The 21,410-nt window shown below is 49.3% G+C and carries 18 protein-coding genes; 14 read left to right on the top strand and 4 right to left on the bottom strand.

Annotated features, from left to right (window positions below):
- Positions 1 to 566: 566 nt before the first annotated feature.
- The gene (gene mutH, locus K9N75_RS04085; RefSeq protein ID WP_096081187.1) at positions 567 to 1,253 is read left to right on the top strand and encodes a DNA mismatch repair endonuclease MutH; all 687 of its coding nucleotides are present in this window, start codon (positions 567 to 569) and stop codon (positions 1,251 to 1,253) included.
- Positions 1,254 to 1,354: 101 nt separating this feature from the next.
- Complete coding sequence (locus tag K9N75_RS04080) at positions 1,355 to 2,071, top strand: TerC family protein (protein WP_008815138.1); 717 nt, start codon at positions 1,355 to 1,357, stop codon at positions 2,069 to 2,071.
- Positions 2,072 to 2,134: 63 nt separating this feature from the next.
- Here K9N75_RS04080 and K9N75_RS04075 read toward each other — a convergent pair whose 3' ends face one another.
- Complete coding sequence (locus tag K9N75_RS04075; RefSeq protein ID WP_008815137.1) at positions 2,135 to 2,965, bottom strand: hypothetical protein; 831 nt, start codon at positions 2,963 to 2,965, stop codon at positions 2,135 to 2,137.
- A 209-nt stretch (positions 2,966 to 3,174) separates the two neighbouring features.
- Positions 3,175 to 4,554 (bottom strand): alkaline phosphatase, encoded by a 1,380-nt coding sequence (gene phoA, locus K9N75_RS04070; protein WP_051146189.1) that lies wholly within the window; start codon positions 4,552 to 4,554, stop codon positions 3,175 to 3,177.
- A 468-nt stretch (positions 4,555 to 5,022) separates the two neighbouring features.
- On the opposite strand from phoA, the gene K9N75_RS04065 reads away from it, so the two are divergent.
- Complete coding sequence (locus K9N75_RS04065) at positions 5,023 to 6,063, top strand: NADP(H)-dependent aldo-keto reductase (protein WP_008815135.1); 1,041 nt, start codon at positions 5,023 to 5,025, stop codon at positions 6,061 to 6,063.
- A gap of 49 nt (positions 6,064 to 6,112) precedes the next feature.
- On the opposite strand, the gene lplT is transcribed toward K9N75_RS04065, so the two are convergent.
- Together lplT and aas are read right to left on the bottom strand one after the other, a co-directional pair.
- Positions 6,113 to 7,321 carry a lysophospholipid transporter LplT gene (gene lplT, locus K9N75_RS04060; protein WP_039185542.1) on the bottom strand — a complete coding sequence of 403 codons (1,209 nt, stop codon included), beginning with the start codon at positions 7,319 to 7,321 and terminating at the stop codon, positions 6,113 to 6,115.
- Complete coding sequence (aas, locus tag K9N75_RS04055; protein ID WP_039185540.1) at positions 7,318 to 9,486, bottom strand: bifunctional acyl-ACP--phospholipid O-acyltransferase/long-chain-fatty-acid--ACP ligase; 2,169 nt, start codon at positions 9,484 to 9,486, stop codon at positions 7,318 to 7,320. Before aas ends, lplT begins: the two co-directional genes overlap by 4 nt.
- Positions 9,487 to 10,235: 749 nt before the next feature.
- Between aas and galR the strand changes: the two genes are divergently transcribed.
- From galR to hycI, 11 genes are all read left to right on the top strand, one after another.
- On the top strand, positions 10,236 to 11,243 hold the full coding sequence (gene galR, locus K9N75_RS04050) for an HTH-type transcriptional regulator GalR (protein ID WP_008815132.1): 1,008 nt from the start codon (positions 10,236 to 10,238) through the stop codon (positions 11,241 to 11,243).
- Between the two features lie 39 nt (positions 11,244 to 11,282).
- Entirely contained in the window at positions 11,283 to 12,266 is a 984-nt protein-coding gene (locus tag K9N75_RS04045; protein ID WP_224452250.1) for a LacI family DNA-binding transcriptional regulator, read from the top strand.
- 83 nt (positions 12,267 to 12,349) lie between these two features.
- Positions 12,350 to 13,207, top strand: a complete 858-nt coding sequence (locus tag K9N75_RS04040; RefSeq protein ID WP_224452249.1) for an enhanced serine sensitivity protein SseB C-terminal domain-containing protein — start codon at positions 12,350 to 12,352, stop codon at positions 13,205 to 13,207.
- Positions 13,208 to 13,539: 332 nt separating this feature from the next.
- Entirely contained in the window at positions 13,540 to 14,154 is a 615-nt protein-coding gene (locus tag K9N75_RS04035) for a 4Fe-4S dicluster domain-containing protein (protein WP_224452248.1), read from the top strand.
- Positions 14,151 to 16,058: a proton-conducting transporter transmembrane domain-containing protein gene (locus K9N75_RS04030; RefSeq protein WP_039185530.1), complete on the top strand. Its 1,908-nt coding sequence runs from the start codon at positions 14,151 to 14,153 to the stop codon at positions 16,056 to 16,058. The genes K9N75_RS04035 and K9N75_RS04030 overlap by 4 nt, the downstream gene beginning before the upstream one ends.
- Before the next feature lie 10 nt (positions 16,059 to 16,068).
- Positions 16,069 to 17,004 (top strand): respiratory chain complex I subunit 1 family protein, encoded by a 936-nt coding sequence (locus K9N75_RS04025; RefSeq protein WP_224452247.1) that lies wholly within the window; start codon positions 16,069 to 16,071, stop codon positions 17,002 to 17,004.
- A gap of 73 nt (positions 17,005 to 17,077) precedes the next feature.
- Positions 17,078 to 18,781: a hydrogenase large subunit gene (locus K9N75_RS04020; RefSeq protein WP_224452246.1), complete on the top strand. Its 1,704-nt coding sequence runs from the start codon at positions 17,078 to 17,080 to the stop codon at positions 18,779 to 18,781.
- A gap of 16 nt (positions 18,782 to 18,797) precedes the next feature.
- Entirely contained in the window at positions 18,798 to 19,355 is a 558-nt protein-coding gene (locus K9N75_RS04015) for a formate hydrogenlyase complex iron-sulfur subunit (protein ID WP_008815125.1), read from the top strand.
- Complete coding sequence (locus tag K9N75_RS04010) at positions 19,352 to 20,176, top strand: NADH-quinone oxidoreductase subunit B family protein (protein ID WP_004091671.1); 825 nt, start codon at positions 19,352 to 19,354, stop codon at positions 20,174 to 20,176. The genes K9N75_RS04015 and K9N75_RS04010 overlap by 4 nt, the downstream gene beginning before the upstream one ends.
- Positions 20,176 to 20,631, top strand: coding sequence for a formate hydrogenlyase maturation HycH family protein (locus tag K9N75_RS04005; protein WP_039185524.1), 456 nt, complete (start codon positions 20,176 to 20,178; stop codon positions 20,629 to 20,631). The genes K9N75_RS04010 and K9N75_RS04005 overlap by 1 nt, the downstream gene beginning before the upstream one ends.
- Entirely contained in the window at positions 20,624 to 21,151 is a 528-nt protein-coding gene (hycI, locus tag K9N75_RS04000; protein ID WP_008815123.1) for a hydrogenase maturation peptidase HycI, read from the top strand. Before K9N75_RS04005 ends, hycI begins: the two co-directional genes overlap by 8 nt.
- Positions 21,152 to 21,410 lie beyond the last annotated feature (259 nt).

Below are 21,410 nucleotides of genomic sequence, written 5' to 3'. Positions count from 1 at the left end.
CCCAACGTCGTTTTTATTCACTTTTTCTGTGGATATATTTGTGTAGAACTTCAGGGGAAAGGGTGTAAACCTTTGGATAGCTCTAAAACACCAACTTTACACATCCTGACATTAATCTTATATATCAGTCAAATAGACATAGATAATCCTATCACGGATGCGTAGAAATGTGATCTATGCACGCTTTGGATCTTAGCTTGTTTAAAGATCGTCCAATGGCGATTTTATCCACAGCTTATTCTCAAAACTTGCACACTGAGGCGTCAATTTCCCAAAAAAACCCCTACGTCAAGCCTGTAAATCAAACCAGTGATCGGTAAATAAATGGGTTATCCCAAAAATCTGTGGATAAATAGGTGTAAGATCCTGTTCATTGTCGGTGTCTAGTCTTGCACAACAAATTTTAGAAATTGCCGTAAAAACTATTTTTGAGATATTTTCTTTTATGAATCATGGTATTATTTCTAGCTCGATGTTATTCAATCCGCGTCAATATTTACCCACAGCGAGCTGTGTGTTTTTTAACCACGCAGTGAGTTCTGTACAAAACGCATGAAACTTCAATGATGACAACACCTCAACTGCCAACTGCCGCTCCCGAAAATGTGCAACAACTGTTAAATCGAGCCCAGTCATTGGCCGGTTATACTCTGGGCGAATTGGCGTCCAAGGCAGCCGTGGCTATTCCACGCGATCTCAAACGCGACAAAGGATGGGTTGGCATGCTGCTGGAGCTTTACCTTGGCGCAAGCGCAGGCAGCAAACCCGAGCAGGATTTTCCTGAAATCGGTGTAGAGTTAAAAACCATCCCTATTGATAGAAGCGGAAAACCGCTAGAAACCACTTTCGTGTGTGTCGCTCCCTTGACGGGAAATAGCGGCATTACCTGGGAATCCAGCCACGTACGCCATAAGCTTCAGCGTGTGTTGTGGATCCCCGTTGAAGGCGAACGCCAAATTCCATTAGAACAGCGCCGAGTGGGTAGCCCCCTACTCTGGACACCCAGCGCAGAAGAAGACGAGCAACTTAAACGCGATTGGGAAGAATTGATGGATATGATCGTACTGGGGAAAGTTGAGCGTATTACCGCTCGCCACGGCGAAGTGCTGCAAATTCGTCCGAAAGCGGCAAATAGCCGCGCGCTAACCGAAGCCACAGGCGAGCATGGTGAACCGATTCACACCTTACCCCGTGGTTTTTACCTGAAGAAAAACTTCACCGCAGCCCTTCTCGCACGGCACTTTCTACTCTGATTCTGACCGCTCGCAATGAATTTCAATACGTCCTAAGGCTCCCTGAAGTCTCAAGAAGGCGTATAATCTTCGTTTAACATTTATTTAGGTAGTATTTCGTCATGTTTGAATGGATTGTGGATCCCAATGCCTGGTTAGCCCTAGGAACGCTGACTATTCTAGAAATTGTTCTCGGCATTGATAACATCATTTTCTTGTCTCTGGTTGTCGCTAAACTTCCTAAAGCTCAACAGAATAAAGCCCGTCGAATCGGTTTATTAGCAGCGATGGGAATGCGTTTATGCCTATTGGCTTCTATTGCTTGGGTAATTCGTCTGACTCATCCGTTATTTACCCTGCTTGATCACCCAGTTTCTACCCGCGATCTCATCTTATTGCTCGGTGGGCTGTTCCTTATTTACAAGGCAATAAAAGAGATCCACGAAACCATCGAAGGCGGTGGTGAGGACATGACCAGCAACGTTCACTCATTTTTGGGCGCCATTGTCCAAATTATGCTGCTGGATATTATCTTTAGTCTGGATTCGGTCATCACCGCCGTTGGTCTATCTGATCATCTATTTATTATGATGGCGGCCGTGGTGATTGCGGTTGGAGTCATGATGTTTGCGGCGCGCCCAATTGGTGAGTTTGTCGCACGTCATCCATCGGTCAAAATGTTGGCACTGTCGTTCCTCATCCTAGTTGGCTTTACGCTGATCTTAGAAAGTTTTGGCATACATGTACCGAAAGGCTATATCTACTTTGCGATGTTCTTCTCTATGACGGTAGAAGCCCTGAACCTACTGCGTAGCAAGAAAGAGAAAACCAGCGAATAATATCTCTGTCATTATCTAAAATTGAAAAGGAGAACCTCGGTTCTCCTTTTTGCTATCGCCGATTCAGGTCTTATCGCAATCTTTTTTATCCCTAACAAAGATATGCTCTAACTGCCCCACGTGATAAACATACATGACCTTCATGTTGTACTCGCGGATCCCTTTCTCACGACAATGAGATGCAAAATGTTCTTTAGTATGTTCGGCTAAGGCCACTTCAACAATCTGGTCTTGTTGAGGCAATACTCGAAAAACAAACACCAGCGTTTTTCCTTCCAACCTGACGCGGCGTAATTTGAATGTACTGTCTTGAAGGTCGTCTTGCGGCGCTGCATTCACATACCGATTTAACATTTCGCGCCGATACTCAATCCACTGCAAAGGATCTTCTTTTTTCAACTCTATCCAGCGCAGGGCATAGCCGCTGCTGATAAGCGTCACCAATACCGACAGTAAACAGAGTGACGTTATCGGTTTCCAACCTCTTTGTGCCAACCAAAGCGGTCGTACAGCCCCAAAAGAAAATTGGGTCATCGCAACTGCGCCTAATAAAAAGAACAAGGAAAACAACGTAGAAATAACGAGGTTAAACGTTGTTCCATCAAAAAAGGCGTACAGCAGCATAGAATGAAAAGTGACAAATAATATCCAGCTACAGGCCACCGGATATTTAAACATTCCAAGGATTAACACTAACGTAACGGGGCCAAACACAATGCAGGCAATACGATAGGATTCTTCATACATGCTTTCAGGGAAAAGCAATACCATGAGTAAGGTAATAAATACGGCGGTTGCTGCAGCCATAATTCCACATAGCCGATAAAAGCGGAGATGTTCTTCTACGTCACCCTCAATATAGGCTTTTCCATCTACTGGGCTATTTTCTTTCATGTGATAATTCTGAATACAAACGCTATTTAGAAAATACTAAGAGCTAAAACATATCATGCAATGAATAAATACCTCAGCGTTACTTTATAAAAATTCCTACCTATTTTAGGTAAGCACTGCACATAAAAAAACCAGATGTGGATAACATCTGGTTTTTTGTCTCATATGGCTAAACACGTATCGCGATAGCTATATCCGCGGACACTCCATCACTTCAGCCCCATCGCATCACGCATGGTAAAGAACAAATCGGTTTGATCCGTCAGCCCGACGACATTGCCCGCATGTGGGCCATAGGCCGCAATACGGAGCTGTGACCCCGTGTGCTCCTGTGATTCTTCTTCGGAGTTGCCGTAGCTAATTGCCATGATTGCACCATCTTTAGTAGTCAGTGCCTGAGTCAATCCCGGCGCTTTGCTCTCCGGCGCAATAATTTGGCTAGAATGCGCATGGTCTGCGGTGACGATCACTAACGTATTGCCATCTTTACGTGCAAAATCCAACGCCTTTTGCACTGCTTCATCTAAATCGACCGTTTCGCCAAATTGGCCACACGGATTGGCAGCATGATCCTGCTTATCAATGGATGCCCCTTCGACTTGCAAGAAGAAACCGTTTTTGTTCTTCTCCAACAGTGAAATCGCTTTTTCTGTCATCTGTGCCAGCGTTGGAGTTGACGCACTACGCTCTGGATTGACAGTACAGCTCACCGGTGGATTATCCAGATTACCGTGATAAGTGGCTTTCGGCCCCTGCCAACGCACCGGCATATTCCCATCAGCAAACAGCCCTAACACCGGTTTTTGTTGATTTGCGACACTGATTTTATTCAGGCCGTCCAAATCCGTCACCACCTGATAGCCAGACCCTTCGGCCTGCTGCATCAAGGTTTTACCTTTCCAATCACCCGCGTTTACCGTTTCAGAGAAAGTTTTAGCGCCACCGCCCAACGTAACATCAGCACGTGTCTTTAATAACTGCTCGGTGATAGAGCCCTCACCGCCGTTCTCAAGCGCATTGCCTGGACACAGTTCCAACGTTTTACTGGGTCCATAACACTTACGCGAAGTCACATGTGATGCCTGCGCAGCCGGCGTCGCATCCTGCAATTCAGCCGTAGAAACGTTACCAGTTGCTTTACCCGCCGCCTTAGCAATCTCCAGCAAAGTGCGATGAGATTTGCCATTAACATCTACACCCAATGCACCGTTATAGGTCTTGACGCCAGTGCTCCACGCGGTGGCAGACGCGGCAGAATCCGTGACATAGTCTGGTTTATGCGTCTTCTTATTCAGAGAATAATGCGTATATTGTCCCGTCAGCGGCAACGCGTCTATGCCCTTGAATTGACCACCAGCACCTTCGGCATAGTTACGCGCAGAGGTAATTTCAGAATCCCCCATGCCGTCACCGATAAGCAAAATCACATTCTTGGCCGTTTTATTACTAAGCGAAGCGATCAGCGCGGTGGTTTGATCCTGAGTCATACGGCGAGCGCCACCGAACTGGGTGATATCCCCCTGAGCGGCACGCGCCGATAAATCAGCAATCGGTGGATTCGCCGCATGGGACGGAGGCATCAGCATCATTAGACTAACCAAAGACAACGGGAAAATTTTCTTAGAGGCCACTTCACTATCTCCTTGTAAATAAATACTCTATTTATTCCCATCATCGTTGATGGCGAGCCTGCTTTCGCTATGTTCGCTGCAGACTTAACGTAACTTCAACGAGTTAGGGGATAAAAATTCACTTCAAACTTGCAGGAAGTATAAGAAGCCTTAGTGACGGTTCTGTGACAAAGTTGTTCTAGAAATATGACAGTTCAGCGCAAGCACAAATCAGCGTAATCTTGGTAAAGTCGTAGCAGAAATAAAACGAGGGTGACGTTCCATCCTCTATATGCAAAATCATTCAAGTTGCATCAAGGCGGCAAGCGAGCAAATCCCCAGACGCGTACCTACGTACATGATTGGGGTGAGCGAGTGCAGCCAACGCAGAGACAGCATGAAGGATGAAGAGTACAAGAATACGTTCTAATTAAAGGATACTCAGCTATGCAATATCACCGCATTCCGCACAGCTCGCTGGAAGTTAGCGAACTGGGTTTAGGAACCATGACGTTCGGGGAACAAAACAGCGAAGCTGATGCCCACGCGCAACTCGATTTAGCCATCGCCAGCGGGATTAATCTGATTGATACCGCCGAAATGTATCCAGTGCCCCCACGTCCCGAAACTCAAGGGCTTACCGAGTCTTACATTGGCAGTTGGTTAGCCAAACGCGGCAATCGTGAGAAAATCGTCCTCGCCACAAAAATCACTGGGCCAGTCCGCAACAATGACAGTGGGATCCGTCCCGATCAGGCTCTCGATCGCAAAAATATCCGAGCCGCATTGGACGACAGCTTAAAACGGCTTAATACCGACTATATCGATCTCTATCAGCTTCACTGGCCACAGCGGCCGACTAACTGTTTTGGTCAGTTGGGCTATCGCTATACCGAGCAAAAACCGGTGGTCACTATTTTAGAAACGCTGGAAGCGCTGTCAGAACAGGTTCGTGCGGGCAAAATTCGCTACATCGGCGTTTCCAACGAAACGCCTTGGGGCGTGATGCGTTACCTCCAACTAGCAGAGAAACACGATCTGCCGCGCATTGTTTCGATTCAGAATCCCTACAGTTTGCTCAACCGCAGCTTTGAGGTAGGTCTGGCTGAAATTAGCCAGTATGAAGGGGTGGAACTGCTGGCCTATTCCTGTTTAGGCTTTGGCACCTTGAGCGGCAAGTATCTGAACGGTGCCAAACCCGCCACCGCGCGCAATACCCTGTTTAGCCGCTTTACGCGCTATACCAGCAAACAAACCGAAGCGGCGGTCGCGGAGTATGTTCAGTTAGCGAAAAAACACGCTTTAGATCCGGCACAAATGGCGCTGGCTTTCGTGCGCCAACAGCCGTTTGTAGCCAGCACGCTGCTTGGCGCAACAACGCTTGAACAGCTAAAAAGTAATATCGAAAGCAGAAATCTAGTGCTAGATGAAGAAGTGCTGAAGGCGATTGAAGAGATCCATGGTCGCTTCACTTATCCGGCGCCGTAAAAGCTAAGATAAGCCCCCTCCCGATATTGGGAGGGGAAACGAATAAGGTTTAAGCGCTGCGCTTCCTGCGCACAACGTCCCATCCCCACACACCGACAATGGCCAAGGCAAATACCACGCCAAACCCCACGCCAATCCCCACTACGGGCACGCCGACTTTGACTACCAGCGAGTAGAGTCCGAGCATCAACAACATCGCGGTATTTTCACCAAGATTCTGCACGGCAATGGCATTACCTGCACCAACGGTGTGTTTACCCCGTTCTTGCAGGAGCGCATTAAGCGGCACCACAAAAAATCCGCCGCAAATGCCTACCAGTACTAACAACACATAGGAAAGCGATGGGCTGCTTTGCATCGCAAACCAAGCTACGACGACACCGATTAAGACGCCCGCCGGTAAACAACGTTTAACCGTCGTTAACGTCACCAGTTTTGCCGCCGCACCCGCGCCGATAACAATCCCCACGGCCACCATCGCATTCAGCAGAGTCGGCGTAGTGTTATCCGTAATATTCAGAACCACAGGCACCCACAGCACCAGCAGGAAACGCAACGTAACACCTGCGCCCCAAAACAGGCTAGTGCCGATCAGCGAGAAGCGTGCTTCCTGATTGCTCCAAAGCACACGACATGCATCGCCAAAAATAGACACCATGCGAACCGGGTTCCATGAGCGAGCGGGATGTGCGGGGTTTAATTTCGGAATGAACCCGTTAGCCACAACCGCTGCCCCATACACCAGCACACAGAGGGCTAACGCCGCAATCACGTTCAAGTCAGCCATCATGCCACCCGCCACAGATCCAATGAGGATTGCGACAATTGTGGAGGCCTCCATCAAACCATTTGCTTTTACTAGCTGATCGCCGCTGGTGATCTCGCCGAGGATCCCGTACTTAGCCGGTGAGTAAGCCGCAGCACCAATCCCCACCAAGGCATATCCCAAGAAAGGATTAAAACCAAAGCAGATTGCCAGCGCCCCTAGCAGTTTCAGCGAGTTGGCGACCATCATCACTTGGCCCTTTGAAAAACTATCGGCAAACTGCCCGACAAACGGCGCGAGCACAATATAAGTCGCCACAAACGCCATCTGCAAAACCGGTTGGCTCCAGTCGGGATAGAGCTGTTGTTTAATCACCGCAAGGGTGGCAAACAACAACGCGTTATCGCCAAATGCGGAAAAAAACTGAGCCAGAATCACCGCCTTCATGCTGCGGTTTAATAACGGCCCAGTTGAGTGTGCTGCATCTGTCATACGGTTTCTCCGTCGGCAGTTTCTTTGTTTTCAGCCAGTTGGCGCAGAGTGACAAAATCGACTTTTCCGCTACCTAGCAACGGCAGTGGCTTCAAGAAACGAATATCACGAGGTACAGCAAGCTCCGGTACTCCGCTTTCGCGCGCCTGTTTTAGCAGACGATCACGGCTCAGTTCAGGATCGGTAGTAAACAGTACCAACGCTTCCCCTTTACTGCTGTCGCTACGTGAAGACGCTGCGTGTTCATGATCGGGAGAAATCTTCAGCGCCAGTTGTTCCACACTTTCAAGAGACACCATTTCTCCAGCCAGTTTAGCAAAGCGCTTAACGCGACCACGAATAACGCAATAGCCTTTATCATCTAGCGTCACGATATCACCCGTGTCATACCATCCCGCTTCCATCACACCGTCGGCATTTTCAGCCTGCGGCATTTCCAGTACCCCTGGATTTTCAACCCGCAGATAGCCTTTCATAATATTCGGCCCGCGCAACTGTAAACGACCACCCTGCTCAATCCCGGTCATCTTAATCAAACGTGCTTCCATCGACGGTAAAATGCGTCCAACGCTGCCGACCTTCGTCGACATCGGCACGTTAATTGCCACCACGGGGGCACACTCGGTCACCCCATATCCTTCAAGAATGCGGATACCAAATTTATCCTGCCAAATCTGAGCCGTATTTGGGGATAGCTTTTCTGCACCAGCCACCACATAGCGCAAACGAGCAAAATCATATGGGTGTGCAAAACGTGCGTAGTTCCCCAAAAAGGTTGAAGTGCCAAACAACACAGTACAATTACGATCGTAGACCAGTTCTGGTACTACACGATAATGCAGCGGGCTTGGATACAGGAATACACGACTGCCCGTCATCAATGGCGTTAATAGGCCAACGGTCAAGCCAAATGCATGGAACAGCGGTAAAGCAGACATAAACCGGTCAGCCGGAGTAAAATCCGCCACCGTACGGATTTGTTCGACGTTTGCTAGCAAACTCGCGTGAGAATGTACGACACCTTTCGGATACCCCTCTGAACCAGAGGTAAACAAAATCAGCGCGGCATCATCAGGCTTTTGCGGCAGCATCGCTTTTGCTGGACACATCAAATGTTTGATAATCCAAATTTTATCATCACGCGTTACCGTGTCTTTCAGGTCTTCCAAATAAACCCAGTTAGCCTCGACGACCTGCTCCGGCAGGTGGGTCAATTTGCCCTTTTCCAAGAACTGACGCGAAGTCACGATGGTTTTGATATTGGCGGCCAACATGGCATTTTTCACACCGTTAACGCCCGCCGTATAATTCAGCAACGCTGGGACACGGTTACGGAGCGTCGCTCCAATAATCGCCGCAGCGGTTATCGTGGCATTGGGCAACAACATCCCAACGTGTTCGCCTGGCCTCGTAAAACGCTCCAAAATACGGCTCACACCAAGAGATTTCTTGAGTAATGAACGGTAACTGTCTTCCTTAAAGGCGATATCTTCAATAATAGGTTTTGAGGCACCGTAACGCGTCATTGCAGCGAGATATGCCTGATAAAGCGTATGACGCGGCTGAGAATCCATGCGCGCTTTCATCATAATATCGTGTAAACGCTCACCGGCTAAAACCCGACGTTCGCGCGCGCGCGGCGCATCAGGCATGGCTAAATGTGTTGGCGGTAAGATATTGATGCTGATCTGTGGGAACCAGCGCACCTTGAACAATCCGCGCAAACGTCCAAAAGGCGTAAACTCAGCGCCTTCAATACGAACAGGAATAATCGCGGCCCCCGAACGCGCAGCAACAAACGCGGCACCGTCATAGATTTTCATCATTGAGCCGGTCACGGTAATACGCCCTTCAGGGAAAATCACCACTGGCCGCCCCTGCTCGACCATACGAATCAGATGCTTAATCGCCATCGGCTTTGTTGGGTCGAGTGCGACGATATCGACATATTTACTGATAAAGCGCATATAGCGACTATCGGCAATAGAGCTATAGACGGCAAACACGGGACGCACCGGCAAATAAAGCGCCATCAACGCGCCATCTAAAAAAGAAACGTGATTTGGGGTGATCAGCAACTTGTCGTGTTTGAAAGAGTGTTCCAGTCCAGTTATTTTTATACGGAATAAAAAGCGGAATAGAGCGCTGAAAAAGCGATAAATCATGCACATCTCCCTATGTTCAAAAGGCTATACGCTAGCGTCAAATACAATTCGACTGAGCATACTAGAGTGCTGATATTTTTTCAGGTAATCGGAGGGAATTAATCGATTTTTAAGATTTAAGCGATACTTAAACTGCGGCAGAATTTGAGGCAAAAAAAAACCTACGCATCCGCGTAGGTCGGTGTAATTTCTTGGTTCAGTCACAAATGTACTGAAAAATTCACCAATCAATACCTCTGGGACGGTTAATGTAGAAGACATTCAGTCCCTGCACTACGCATTAATCGCAAGATAACCATTCCAAATGAAACGATATGTAAATTAGCTTTCAAACGCGAAACACCTTAAGGAAAATCACGGCCAAGAAATAAATCAGGCGAATGGGAAGCAGGCAAGGCAGCAAATGAGTGAATCCCGATGAGCTAACACAGCCGCAGCTTCAATGACGAAGGGGAAACAAAAAAAAACCTACGCATCCGCGTAGGTCGGTGTAATTTATTGGCTTCAGTAACAAATGTACTGAAATCTCACCAATCAATACCTCTGGGATGTTTAGATTAAAACGCTGTTCCATCTGTCGCCAGCGGCTAATCGCAACATTCGTGCGTAAAATGTAACTAGCGGTGTGATTTCTACGGTTCTGCGACATATCGCTAAAAACCGATACGTTGCGGGGCTTGCAGCATCGGGGCTTTTCCGCAACACTGGCGTGTAAACGCTTTCCCTTCACTGTATTTTTGGATAATCCCATGGCTACCATAAAGGATGTTGCTAGGCTCGCGGGAGTCTCCGTCGCCACGGTTTCTCGCGTTATCAATAACTCGCCAAAAGCAAGCGACAGCTCACGCGCCGCCGTGATGTCTGCCATGGAGCAGTTACAGTATCACCCAAACGCCAATGCGCGGGCATTAGCCCAACAAGCAACTGAAACTATTGGCTTAATTGTGTCAGACGTTTCCGATCCATTTTTTGGTGCCATGGTTAAGGCCGTTGAACAGGTTGCTTATGCAACCGGAAATTTTCTCCTGATCGGCAATGGCTATCACAACATCGATAAAGAACGTCAGGCTATCGAACAATTAATTCGCCATCGCTGCGCGGCGCTGGTGGTTCACTCCAAAATGATCCCAGATGAAGAGCTGGCGCATCTGATGAAACAAATACCGGGCATGGTACTGATTAACCGCACACTGCCGGGGTTTGAAACCCGCTGCGTAGCGCTTGATGACCGCTACGGCGCGTGGTTGGCAACACGCCATCTGATTCAACAAGGACATAAACACATTGCCTGCATCTGTTCTAACCATCCCATTTCGGATGCGCACGATCGTCTGCAAGGCTATTTGGATGCCCTGCACGAACACGGTATTCCGGTGGACGACAAGCTGATTGCCTATGGTTCACCTGATGAAATCGGTGGTGAGCAGGCGATGACCGAACTGCTTGGCCATGGTAAAACACTCACCGCGGTCACCTGTTATAACGATCCTATGGCCGCAGGCGCACTGTCAGTGCTAAGCGATAACAGCATTGATGTTCCGGGGAAAATTTCACTGATCGGATTTGATGACGTTTTAATTTCGCGTTATCTGCGACCTCGCTTAACCACCATTCGTTACCCCGTCGTGGCAATGGCGACTCAAGCCGCAGAGTTGGCACTGGCCTTATCCAAACAGTTGCCACTCCCCGAAACAACCAATATGTTCAGCCCCACGCTCGTCTGTCGACATTCGGTCTCTACGCCACGGTTGGTATGATAATCTCGCATTTTTACGCATAAAGTAGGGAAGATATTGATGATAACCATGCTGGATGTATCGCTGCGTGCTGGAGTGTCCAAGGCCACCGTTTCCCGAGTATTAAACGGCACGGGCCAAGTCAAAGAAAGCACGCGCATAGCGGTATTTAAAGCCGTAGAGGAGTTAGGCTATCGCCCCAACCTCTTAGCGCAGGCATTGGCGAATCAAACCTCCAATACCATTGGTTTAGTTGTATCAAATTTTGGCCGTTTGCTTCGACAAGCCGCACACCTGATAGAAGCAAGCGGGAAACATATGATTGTGACCGATGGTCATGATACCCCAGAAGGTGAACGTGAAGCCGTACACCTGCTTATTGACCGCCGCTGTGACGCTATCATCCTCTATACGCGTTTTATGGAAGAACCCGCGCTGATGCAGTTGATCAGCCAGCATCACGCTCTCATGGTGATTAATCGAGATTTACCTCAGGCTCGCGATCGCTGCGTCTTCTTCGAGCAACAGCAAGCCGCAAGCGAAGTGGTTAAGTATCTGATTACACAGGGTCATCGGCAAATAGCCTGCATTACGGCGCCTATTAATACACCAACCGCGCAGTCTCGCCTAGCGGGTTATAAAGATGCTCTGGAACAAAATCAAATAACCTATCACGACAGCTTAGTTACACTCGGTGATAGCAGTGTTGCAGGTGGTTACCATGCCTGCTGTGAACTACTCGCTCGTCAGCAACCTTTCACTGCCCTCTTTGCCTGCAACGACGATATGGCGATCGGCGCACTTCGCGCCTTACATCAGGCCGGAAAACGCGTACCCGAGGATGTCTCACTATTTGGTTTCGACGATGAACCTAGCGCCGAGTATCTACAACCGTCGCTTTCCACGGTTTACTTACCTATCGATAAGATGATCTCTACGGCAATTACCCAAGCGCTGCGATTAAGCAGTGGCGAGATTGTAGAACCTGTAGAGCCGTTTGTGGGAGAGTTGAAAGTGAGAGAGTCTGTAGCCAAGATTAAATAATAATACTGTTCACCTTAATATTATCTGCTGTATTATTTAAAGTGCTAACAACAGAATTTAATATCAAGGATGAAAAATTCACTATGGGTTTCCCGATAATCGCCCAAATTAATGCTATCGCTCAACTTAATGAAAATGAAGATTTAAGTGAGCATTGTTATAATCTTTTCCAATCATTTTGCGACCAAACATTCTGGATACTTGGCGAGCATAAACCGATAAGTAACGGTAAGTCTGAATTTTCAGGTATCTTTCACATATTGCCAGAAACGGGCGATAAAATAATATACAGCTATTTATCTGTAGATGAAAATACACAACCCGAATACCTTCCCGCCATACAAGAAAGCGATAATTCAGCACAGTGGACACCTGTTAATGGCTTCGTGATTCTAAAACTTGCAACAATGGAACGGTTTGCGCTAGTCGCTACGGAAAATAGCGATAACTACGCAATCCTTGAGCATGGCCAAATAATGAGCCTGATCGTCACAGCTAAAGAAAAAAACAAAAAAATCGAATTAAATCAGCCACAAAAAACCATAACAGTGCTTGATATGCCACGAGCTTTTTGTCGCCAGATTTATCTATACTGTCGTGGTCAAAAAGAGATATATACTTGTCGTTTAGCGCTTGCAAATGTCACGGAGTCTACATCAGGTCTTGATAACTTCACATTACTGATGCTATTGGATTGCGGTGATAAAGAACGCACTCACAAACACTTTGCTGAAATTAAAAAGAATTACATGTCCTTGCTGCCCATGAATATAGAACTTATTTTCTTAACCGCAGATAACAGTCCTCGCTTTAATAAATTAGCTAACCTTATTCATGACGCAAAACCATTTTACAGCAAGCAAGACTCCCAAGGTTTCTTCGCCAAATTAAAAAGACGCCTACGCCATCCATTACCGATCGCATTAGTATTTAAAGAATAGCAGTACCATATCTGATAGAAATACCACTCAATCATACGCATTAATGATGATAAGTCTCATGGCATTTTTGTGAATTATCATCATTTCTCTCGACTGAATATCTTTATCATTGAGTTCAATGATATTTCGTCATGGGAAGAGTCCTTCGACACTAATGTCGAACCCGCCCTCAAGTGTCGACAACGACACACTTCCGACACCCAAAAACACCATCCACCAAGACCAATAACTCACTGTAAATAAACAACTATTTTCCAATTTACACCTACTGGCACGTTTTGTGCTTAACAAAGGGGAATTTAACTTTTGTAGTCTGAACCAGAGGACTGAACATGAACCGCTTTGTTATTGCGGATCCCCGATTATGTATCGGGTGCAACACCTGTATGGCCGCTTGCTCTGAAGAGCATAAGATGTACGGCCTGCAAACTGAGCCGCGTCTGGTGGTGGTCAAAAACAGTCGCGACTCCGTGCCTGTGATGTGTCACCAGTGTGAAGACGCGCCGTGCGCACAGGTTTGCCCGGTCAATGCGATTACCCATACCAATGATTCCATTCAGCTTAACGAAAGCCTGTGCGTGAGCTGCAAACTGTGCGGCATTGCCTGCCCATTTGGTGCTATCACTATGAACGGCAGTAAGCCCCTGCATATTCCAGCCAACAGCAACACGCCGATGGCTCTTCCTGCACCGCCAAACAAACGTGGCATTAGCCCATTCCTAGATTGGTATCCCGGTATCCGCAGCATCGCCGTGAAATGCGATTTATGTCAGTTCAGCGAACAAGGGCCCGCATGCGTCCGTACCTGCCCAACTCACGCCATCATGTTGGTTGATGATAACCAGTTGGCTCTGGCCAGCGCCGCCAAACGTCAAAATGCAATGGACGCCATGGATGCCGATTTGATGATGTTTAGTTCATTCGCAGAGGGGTCCGACGCACAATGAATACCGTGGAATTATTGAGCTTCGCTCTCAGTATTTATTTGATCTCCGCCCTGCTATCGCTGGTATTAGGATCAACCGGCTCTGGCTGGCTCGGCGCTCGCGTTGCTGCGTTAGGCGCATTCGTTGCTGGCGCAGCGGGCACATGGAGCGCGTGCCAAGGTCTTACTTTTACCCCAGAGATCGTTAGCGCCAACCTGTTTAATCACACGCCAGTGCTATTTAACACGTTGAACAGCCTAATGCTGTTACTGACCTCCGCCGTCAGCCTGCTGTGTGCTATTTATGCCTTTAGTTATCTGAAAAGCTATATACCGAAGAAAGCCGCGCTGATTGGCTGTTTGATGAACATGCTCAGCGCTGCCATCAGTCTGTTAGTCCTCACCGATAACGCGGTGATGTTTGTAGCACTGCTTGAGTTGATGACTCTGTTCACCGCGCTGCTGGTATGGCAAGCACAAGATGCAAAAGCACGTAAGGCTGCCAGCCTTTATTGGCTGATGTCACGCTTGGGCACCGTGTTTATCATTGCCGCATTTTGGATTCTGTATCGCCATAGTGGCACTTTGGCGCTGAGCGAATTTCACCTTGCCACGCTCAGCCGTGGCTTAGCCTCATGGGTATTTGTACTCGGTTTGCTCGGTTTCGGTATTGTTTCTGGCTTGGTTCCATTACATGGCTGGATCCCACAGGTTCACTCCAGCGCACCAAGCCATGCCGCCACGCTCGTCTCTTCCGTGATGTTAAAAGTGGGTCTGTTTGGGTTGCTGAAACTCAGCATTGACTGGCTAGGAATGCCGCAGCTGTGGTGGGGCGCAGCGCTGATGATTATCGGTGCGCTCACGGCCTTTATTGGTGGTTTGTACGCCCTGATGGAGCACGATATCAAACGCCTCTTGGCTTATCACACCGTGGAAAATATCGGCATCATTCTGCTTGGGCTTTCTGCCTGTGTGCTTGGGCTGGCGCTGGGTAAACCTACGCTTGCCGTGCTCGGTTTAATGGCTGGACTGTTCCATTTGGTTAACCACACCTTATTTAAAGGCGTGTTATTCCTTGGCGCTGGTGCGGTAATCCGCAGTACCGGTGCGAAAGATATTGAAAAATTGGGTGGCGTTGCACGTCGTATGCCGCTAACAGCAACCGCCATGCTGATTGGCCTGATGTCGATGGCCGCTTTACCACCGCTTAACGGCTTTGTGAGTGAGTGGTTTACCTACCAGACCCTGTTCTCTCTCAGCCACTCCTCAACCTTGAGCATGCGTATCATTGCCCCTTTGGTGATGGTTGTTCTGGCGATTACCGGCGCACTGGCCGTGATGTGCGTGGCGAAAATCTTCGGTGTGACATTCCTCGGCGCTCCTCGCAGCGAGGGGGCGGCTAACGCAGGCTGCGCTCCGGCATCCATGTTGTTCTCTCCGGTGCTATTAGCCATTGGCTGTTTGGCCTTCGGTATTGGCGCTCCATGGGTACTGCCTTACATGCTGAAAATAGCGGCTGGATCGCTCGGTTTAATGCTCGATCCACATCAGATGACTCAGGGTGCCGTGATGATTTCTGGCACGACTAACACCACCCTGCTGTCCACGTTGATGATTGCCATTCTACTTCTGGCCTTCCCCATTATTCCTTTGCTGTTGGTGGGTATGTACAAAAACGCACGCCTGCCACGTCGTCGTCATGGAGACGCATGGGCCTGTGGCTATGGGCATGAAGCCGGAATGGTCGTTACAGCCACAGGCTTTGCTCAACCACTGCGTGTGATGTTCGCCCCTGTTTATCGTCTGCGTCAGGTATTCAATCCAGCACCGCTGTTTGGTGGTCTGCTACGCGAAGGCGCTATGCGCATTTATCCCGCGTTAGCGGTGATTGAGCTCGCCCTGCTGTTAGTGGCGATTTTCGCCTGAGGAGAATGATATGAGTTCGCTTTCCATCCTTGTGCTAGCCCTGATTCAGGCATTAGCCCTGCTAGCACTGGCTCCACTGTTTAGCGGTATTTCCCGCGTGCTACGAGCCAAAATACACAGCCGTAAAGGACCTGATATTTTTCAGGACTATCGCGACATTTTTAAACTGTTCAAACGCCAGAATATTTCACCGGCAGCCTCTGGCGTATTTTTCCAGATGATGCCGTATGTCATGGTCGGCACGATGTTAACTATCGCCACCGCACTACCGGTGGTGACAGTTATCAGCCCACTAGCCCCTATCGGCGATTTAATCACCGTCGTATATCTGTTTGCCGTTGCACGTTTCTTCTTTGCTATTGCAGGGTTAGACACCGGCAGCACTTTTACTGGGATCGGCGCTAGCCGTGAATCCATGCTAGGCATTCTGGTAGAACCAATCCTGATGCTTGGTTTGTGGGTTACGGCTCTGCTGGCGGGTTCAACCAACCTTGGTGTGATGAGTTTTCACGTACTGGAGTGGAATGTGAATTCTTCTCTGGCCTTGGTGCTAGCGCTGTTGGCCTGCGCATTCGCCACCTTTATCGAAATGGGCAAACTCCCGTTTGATATGGCAGAAGCAGAACAGGAACTTCAGGAAGGCCCACTAACGGAATACTCCGGCTCGGCGTTTGCAGTACTAAAACTGGGTATCAGTCTGAAACAGCTGGTGGTTTTACAACTGTTTATCGGCGTATTTGTTCCTTGGGGACAAATGACCACCTTCAGCGCAGGCGCATTGTTTCTAGCCATCGTCGCAGCAATTATCAAGCTGCTGGTCGGCATCGCTCTGATTGCGCTATTCGAAAACAGCGTTGCCCGTTTACGTTTCCTAAAAACGTCGTACACCACGTGGGCCGGTTTTGGCTTGGCTGCGGCGGCATTCTTATCTTGGTTAATTGCGTGAGGCCGGGCATGACAGCATTTCTGACTCACTTATTTTTAGTTTCATCCTCTCAGCTTACGAGGCATCGCGGCTCATGAATCAGCAAAAAACAGGTCAACATTACATTCAGGAACTGCGTCAGCAGTTTCCCACAGCGATTCTGGACGAAAGCTGGCAGACCGATACTCAGGCAACCATCACCATTAAAACCAATATGTTGCCGGAAGTTGTCGAGTTTCTGTATTACAAGCAGGGTGGCTGGTTATCCGTTCTGTTCGGCAACGACGAGCGCCCGCTGTGCGGTAGCTATGCGGTTTACTACGTTCTATCCATGGAAACCGGCACCAAATGCTGGATCACGGTAAAAGCACTGGTCGATGAGAGAACGCTAGAATTCCCATCAGTCACCCCACGCGTGCCCGCTGCGGTCTGGGGCGAGCGTGAAGTTCGCGATATGTATGGCCTCATTCCCGTGGGTTTGCCCGACGAACGCCGTCTGGTTCTGCCCGATGATTGGCCGGATGAACTGTATCCGCTACGCAAAGATTCAATGGATTATCGCCAGCGCCCTGCACCAACCACCGACGTTGAAACCTATCCATTTATCAACGAAAGCAAAAGCGGAAAAATTGTTCCTATTGGCCCGCTACATATCACCTCTGATGAACCAGGGCACTTCCGCCTGTTCGTTGATGGTGAAGATATCGTTGATGCCGATTATCGTCTGTTCTATGTGCATCGTGGCATGGAAAAACTGGCCGAAACGCGCATGGGCTACAACGAAGTGACCTTCTTGTCTGACCGTGTGTGTGGCATCTGTGGGTTTGCCCACAGCACCGCATATACCACTTCGGTAGAAAATGCGATGGGCATTCAGGTACCAGAACGTGCGCAGGCTATTCGCTCAATTCTGCTCGAAGTAGAACGTCTACACAGTCATCTGCTAAACCTCGGCTTATCGTGCCACTTTGTCGGCTTTGATTCCGGTTTCATGCAGTTCTTCCGCGTACGTGAAAAATCGATGAAGATGGCGGAAATCCTGACCGGTGCGCGTAAGACCTACGGTCTGAATCTGATCGGCGGAATTCGTCGCGATCTGTTGAAAGACGACATGATCAAAACCCGCATTCTGGCTGCCGAAATGCGCGCTGAAGTGAAAACGCTAGTCGATATCCTATTTAGCACACCCAATATGGAACAGCGTACCGTAGGCGTAGGTCGTCTGGATCCACAGATTGCTCGCGATTTCAGTAACGTCGGCCCCATGATTCGTGCAAGCGGACACACCCGTGATACCCGAGTCGATCATCCATTTGCAGGCTACGACCTGCTGCCAATGGAAATTCACACCGAAACCGGCTGCGACGTCATCTCCCGTGTGAAAGTTCGCGTAAACGAAGTCTTCACCGCGTTGAACATGATCGACTTTGGTCTGGATAACCTGCCGGGCGGCCCGCTGTCGGTAGAAGGTTTCACCTATATCCCTAACCGCTTTGCGTTAGGCTTCTCCGAAGCACCGCGCGGTGACGATATCCATTGGTCAATGACCGGTGACAACCAGAAACTGTATCGCTGGCGCTGCCGTGCAGCCACTTACTCAAACTGGCCAACGCTGCGTTACATGCTGCGTGGTAACACCGTATCCGATGCGCCGCTGATCATTGGTAGCCTCGATCCTTGCTACTCCTGTACTGACCGCGTAACGCTGGTAGACGTGCGTAAGCGCAAGTCCGTTACCGTACCGTACAAAGAAATCGAGCGTTATGGTCTGGAACGTAAAGACTCACCGCTGAAGTAAGGTCAGGAGAAACGTCATGCTGAAATTATTAAAAACGGCCTTTAAGCATCGTGATGCCACGGTAGCTTATCCGGCCAAACCCATGCAGGTTGATCCGAACTTTCGCGGCAAGCCTGAATATAATCCAGAGCAGTGCATCGCTTGTGGTGCCTGCACCGCCGCCTGCCCTGCCAACGCGTTAACGATGGAAACCAACGCACGTGAAGGGACGCGCACTTGGTCACTTCATCTGGGGCGCTGCATTTTCTGCGCGCGCTGTGAAGAAGTCTGCCCAACCGCCGCAATCAAGCTGACACCTGAGTTTGAGCTAGCCGTTTGGAACAAAAACGATCTGTTTCAAACAGCTGAGTTCAAGGTGTGCAACTGTGTTGAATGCGGTGCGCCTTACGCAGCACAGAAAGAGATCGATTACGCCATGGCCCTTCTGGTGCAGGCAGGAAATCTAACCGAGGAGCAGGCCGAAGAACGCCGTCCACAGTTTGAAACCTGTCCGAACTGCAAACGTAAACACAATATTACCCACTCAGCACGCATTACGCTGGGACGTCACCTGACTCAGGAGGCGGCACAATGAGCCAGATTATCACGCAACAGCCCGTCAATAATTCACCCATTATTGGCCCACGCGACGCCAACGGTTTACCCGTTCCGATTACCGTAGATGAGCAGATTGCCAAGCTCAAAAGCACGTTGTTAAAAGACATTCGCCGTTCGGCGTATGTTTACCGCGTTGACTGCGGTGGCTGTAACGGCTGTGAAATCGAGATTTTCTCGGCGCTCACTCCGCTGTTTGACACTGAACGCTTCGGGATTAAGGTCGTTCCATCACCACGCCATGCAGATATCTTGCTGTTTACCGGTGCAGTTACCCGTTCCATGCGTATTCCCGCGATCCGCGCCTATGAATCTGCGCCCGATCCAAAGATCGTGATCTCTTATGGTGCCTGTGGCTGCAGCGGCGGCATCTTCCACGATCTGTACTGCGTTTGGGGTGGCACAGACAAAATTGTTCCGGTTGACGTCTATATCCCAGGATGCCCGCCAACACCTGCCGCGACTATCTACGGTTTTGCGATGGCGTTAGGTTTGTTGGATCAAAAGCTGAAGGGCGAACACCACCAGCAGAGTGAAGATGAACAGGCGACTATTTTGCACCCTGCGATCCCACAACAGCTGCGCGTGATGATCGACCGCGAAGCTCGTCGTATGTCTGGCTACCGTTACGGTCGTCAGATCGCTGATAAATTCATGGATCTGCTCGCTCAACAAAACGATCTGACTGTGGAAGCGCGCGTAGCGCAGTTCTTAGCTCATGAAAACGATCCTCGCTTAACCGAGATTATCTCCCGCTTACAAGCGGTGTGTCATGACGCAGCACGAGGGGGCAACGTCTAATGAGCGACCACGCCCGTCACCAGCCTTATCATGAGCAAGATCCAATGGTTGTGTTCTATTCCCTCAGCCGGAAATTCGTGCAGAAAAAGGAAGATGAGGACAGAACTCCGCAGGAAGCGAAGGAAGTGATTTATTACAGTCTCGCGATTGGTCATCACCTTGGCGTGATCGACTGCTTAAAAACCTGTTTGGAGTGCCCACTGAGCGGTTATCGGGCGTGGGTTGCTAAGCTGCCGGAAGAGAGTACTGCGCGCCGCAAACTGGAAGGGCTGCCTCGCTATGGTGAAATCTGCATTGATAGTACCCACACGCATATGCTGGCCTGCGCGTTAGACAAAGCACGACCGCAGATGAATGAGCAAGAACAGACATGGACGGATGCGCTGATCGCTGCATTGCAGATGATCGAAAATGAACCCGCAATCTATTTGATGGTGAAAAGACGCGATGGCTAATTCCTTGCAAGAGAACATCCGCCCCGTAAAAAACCTGCTGCTATGCGTTGGCAACAGCATGATGGGGGACGACGGTGCCGGTCCCCTACTGGCTGAGAAAGTGACCGCTCACCCAGTAGAAGGCTGGGCAGTTATCGACGGCGGCACGTCTCCAGAAAGCTATTCTCATGCTATTCGTGAGATGAAACCCGAGCGTCTGATTATCGTCGACGCCACCGAAATGGGCTTAGAACCGGGTGAAATCCGTATCATTGATGAGAAAGACATCGCAGAACTTTTTATCGTCACCACGCATAACCTACCGCTGAGCTATTTGATCGAGCAGCTACGCGAAGATGTTCCTGACATCACCTTCGTGGGCATTCAACCCGCGATTGTCGCGTTCTACGCGCCAATGATGCAGCCAGTCAAAGACGCCGTTGATACCGTTTATCAACGCCTTAGCCACTGGGGTGAACAGGGAGGATTTGAGCTGCTGGTGGCATGTGAGGATGAGTTTGGGGTGAGCAGTCAGAGCTGAAATGATCGATGTCGTTGACTGGGATGGCATTTTCACTCCGATTAAGTACTAACTATACAAGCATGGTGTAATGTTTCGTTCGCCGGTCAGTACATGCGTTTCCATGGACCCGCTGGCGAAGGCGACCGATGAGAGCCCCGTTGCGCGGGGGCTCTCAACTCGCGCGCTTTTATCCGAGACGCCATCTCCGCTCCGGTTTGGTATCGCCCATCCAGGGCGCCCCAAACTCCGTCACGACATCCCTGTCGTGCCGGCTCTC

Origin of the sequence: Hafnia paralvei, from assembly GCF_020150375.1 — a bacterium.
GTDB classification, from domain to species: domain Bacteria; phylum Pseudomonadota; class Gammaproteobacteria; order Enterobacterales; family Enterobacteriaceae; genus Hafnia; species Hafnia paralvei.
This window is presented reverse-complemented; position numbering and strand designations above follow the sequence as displayed.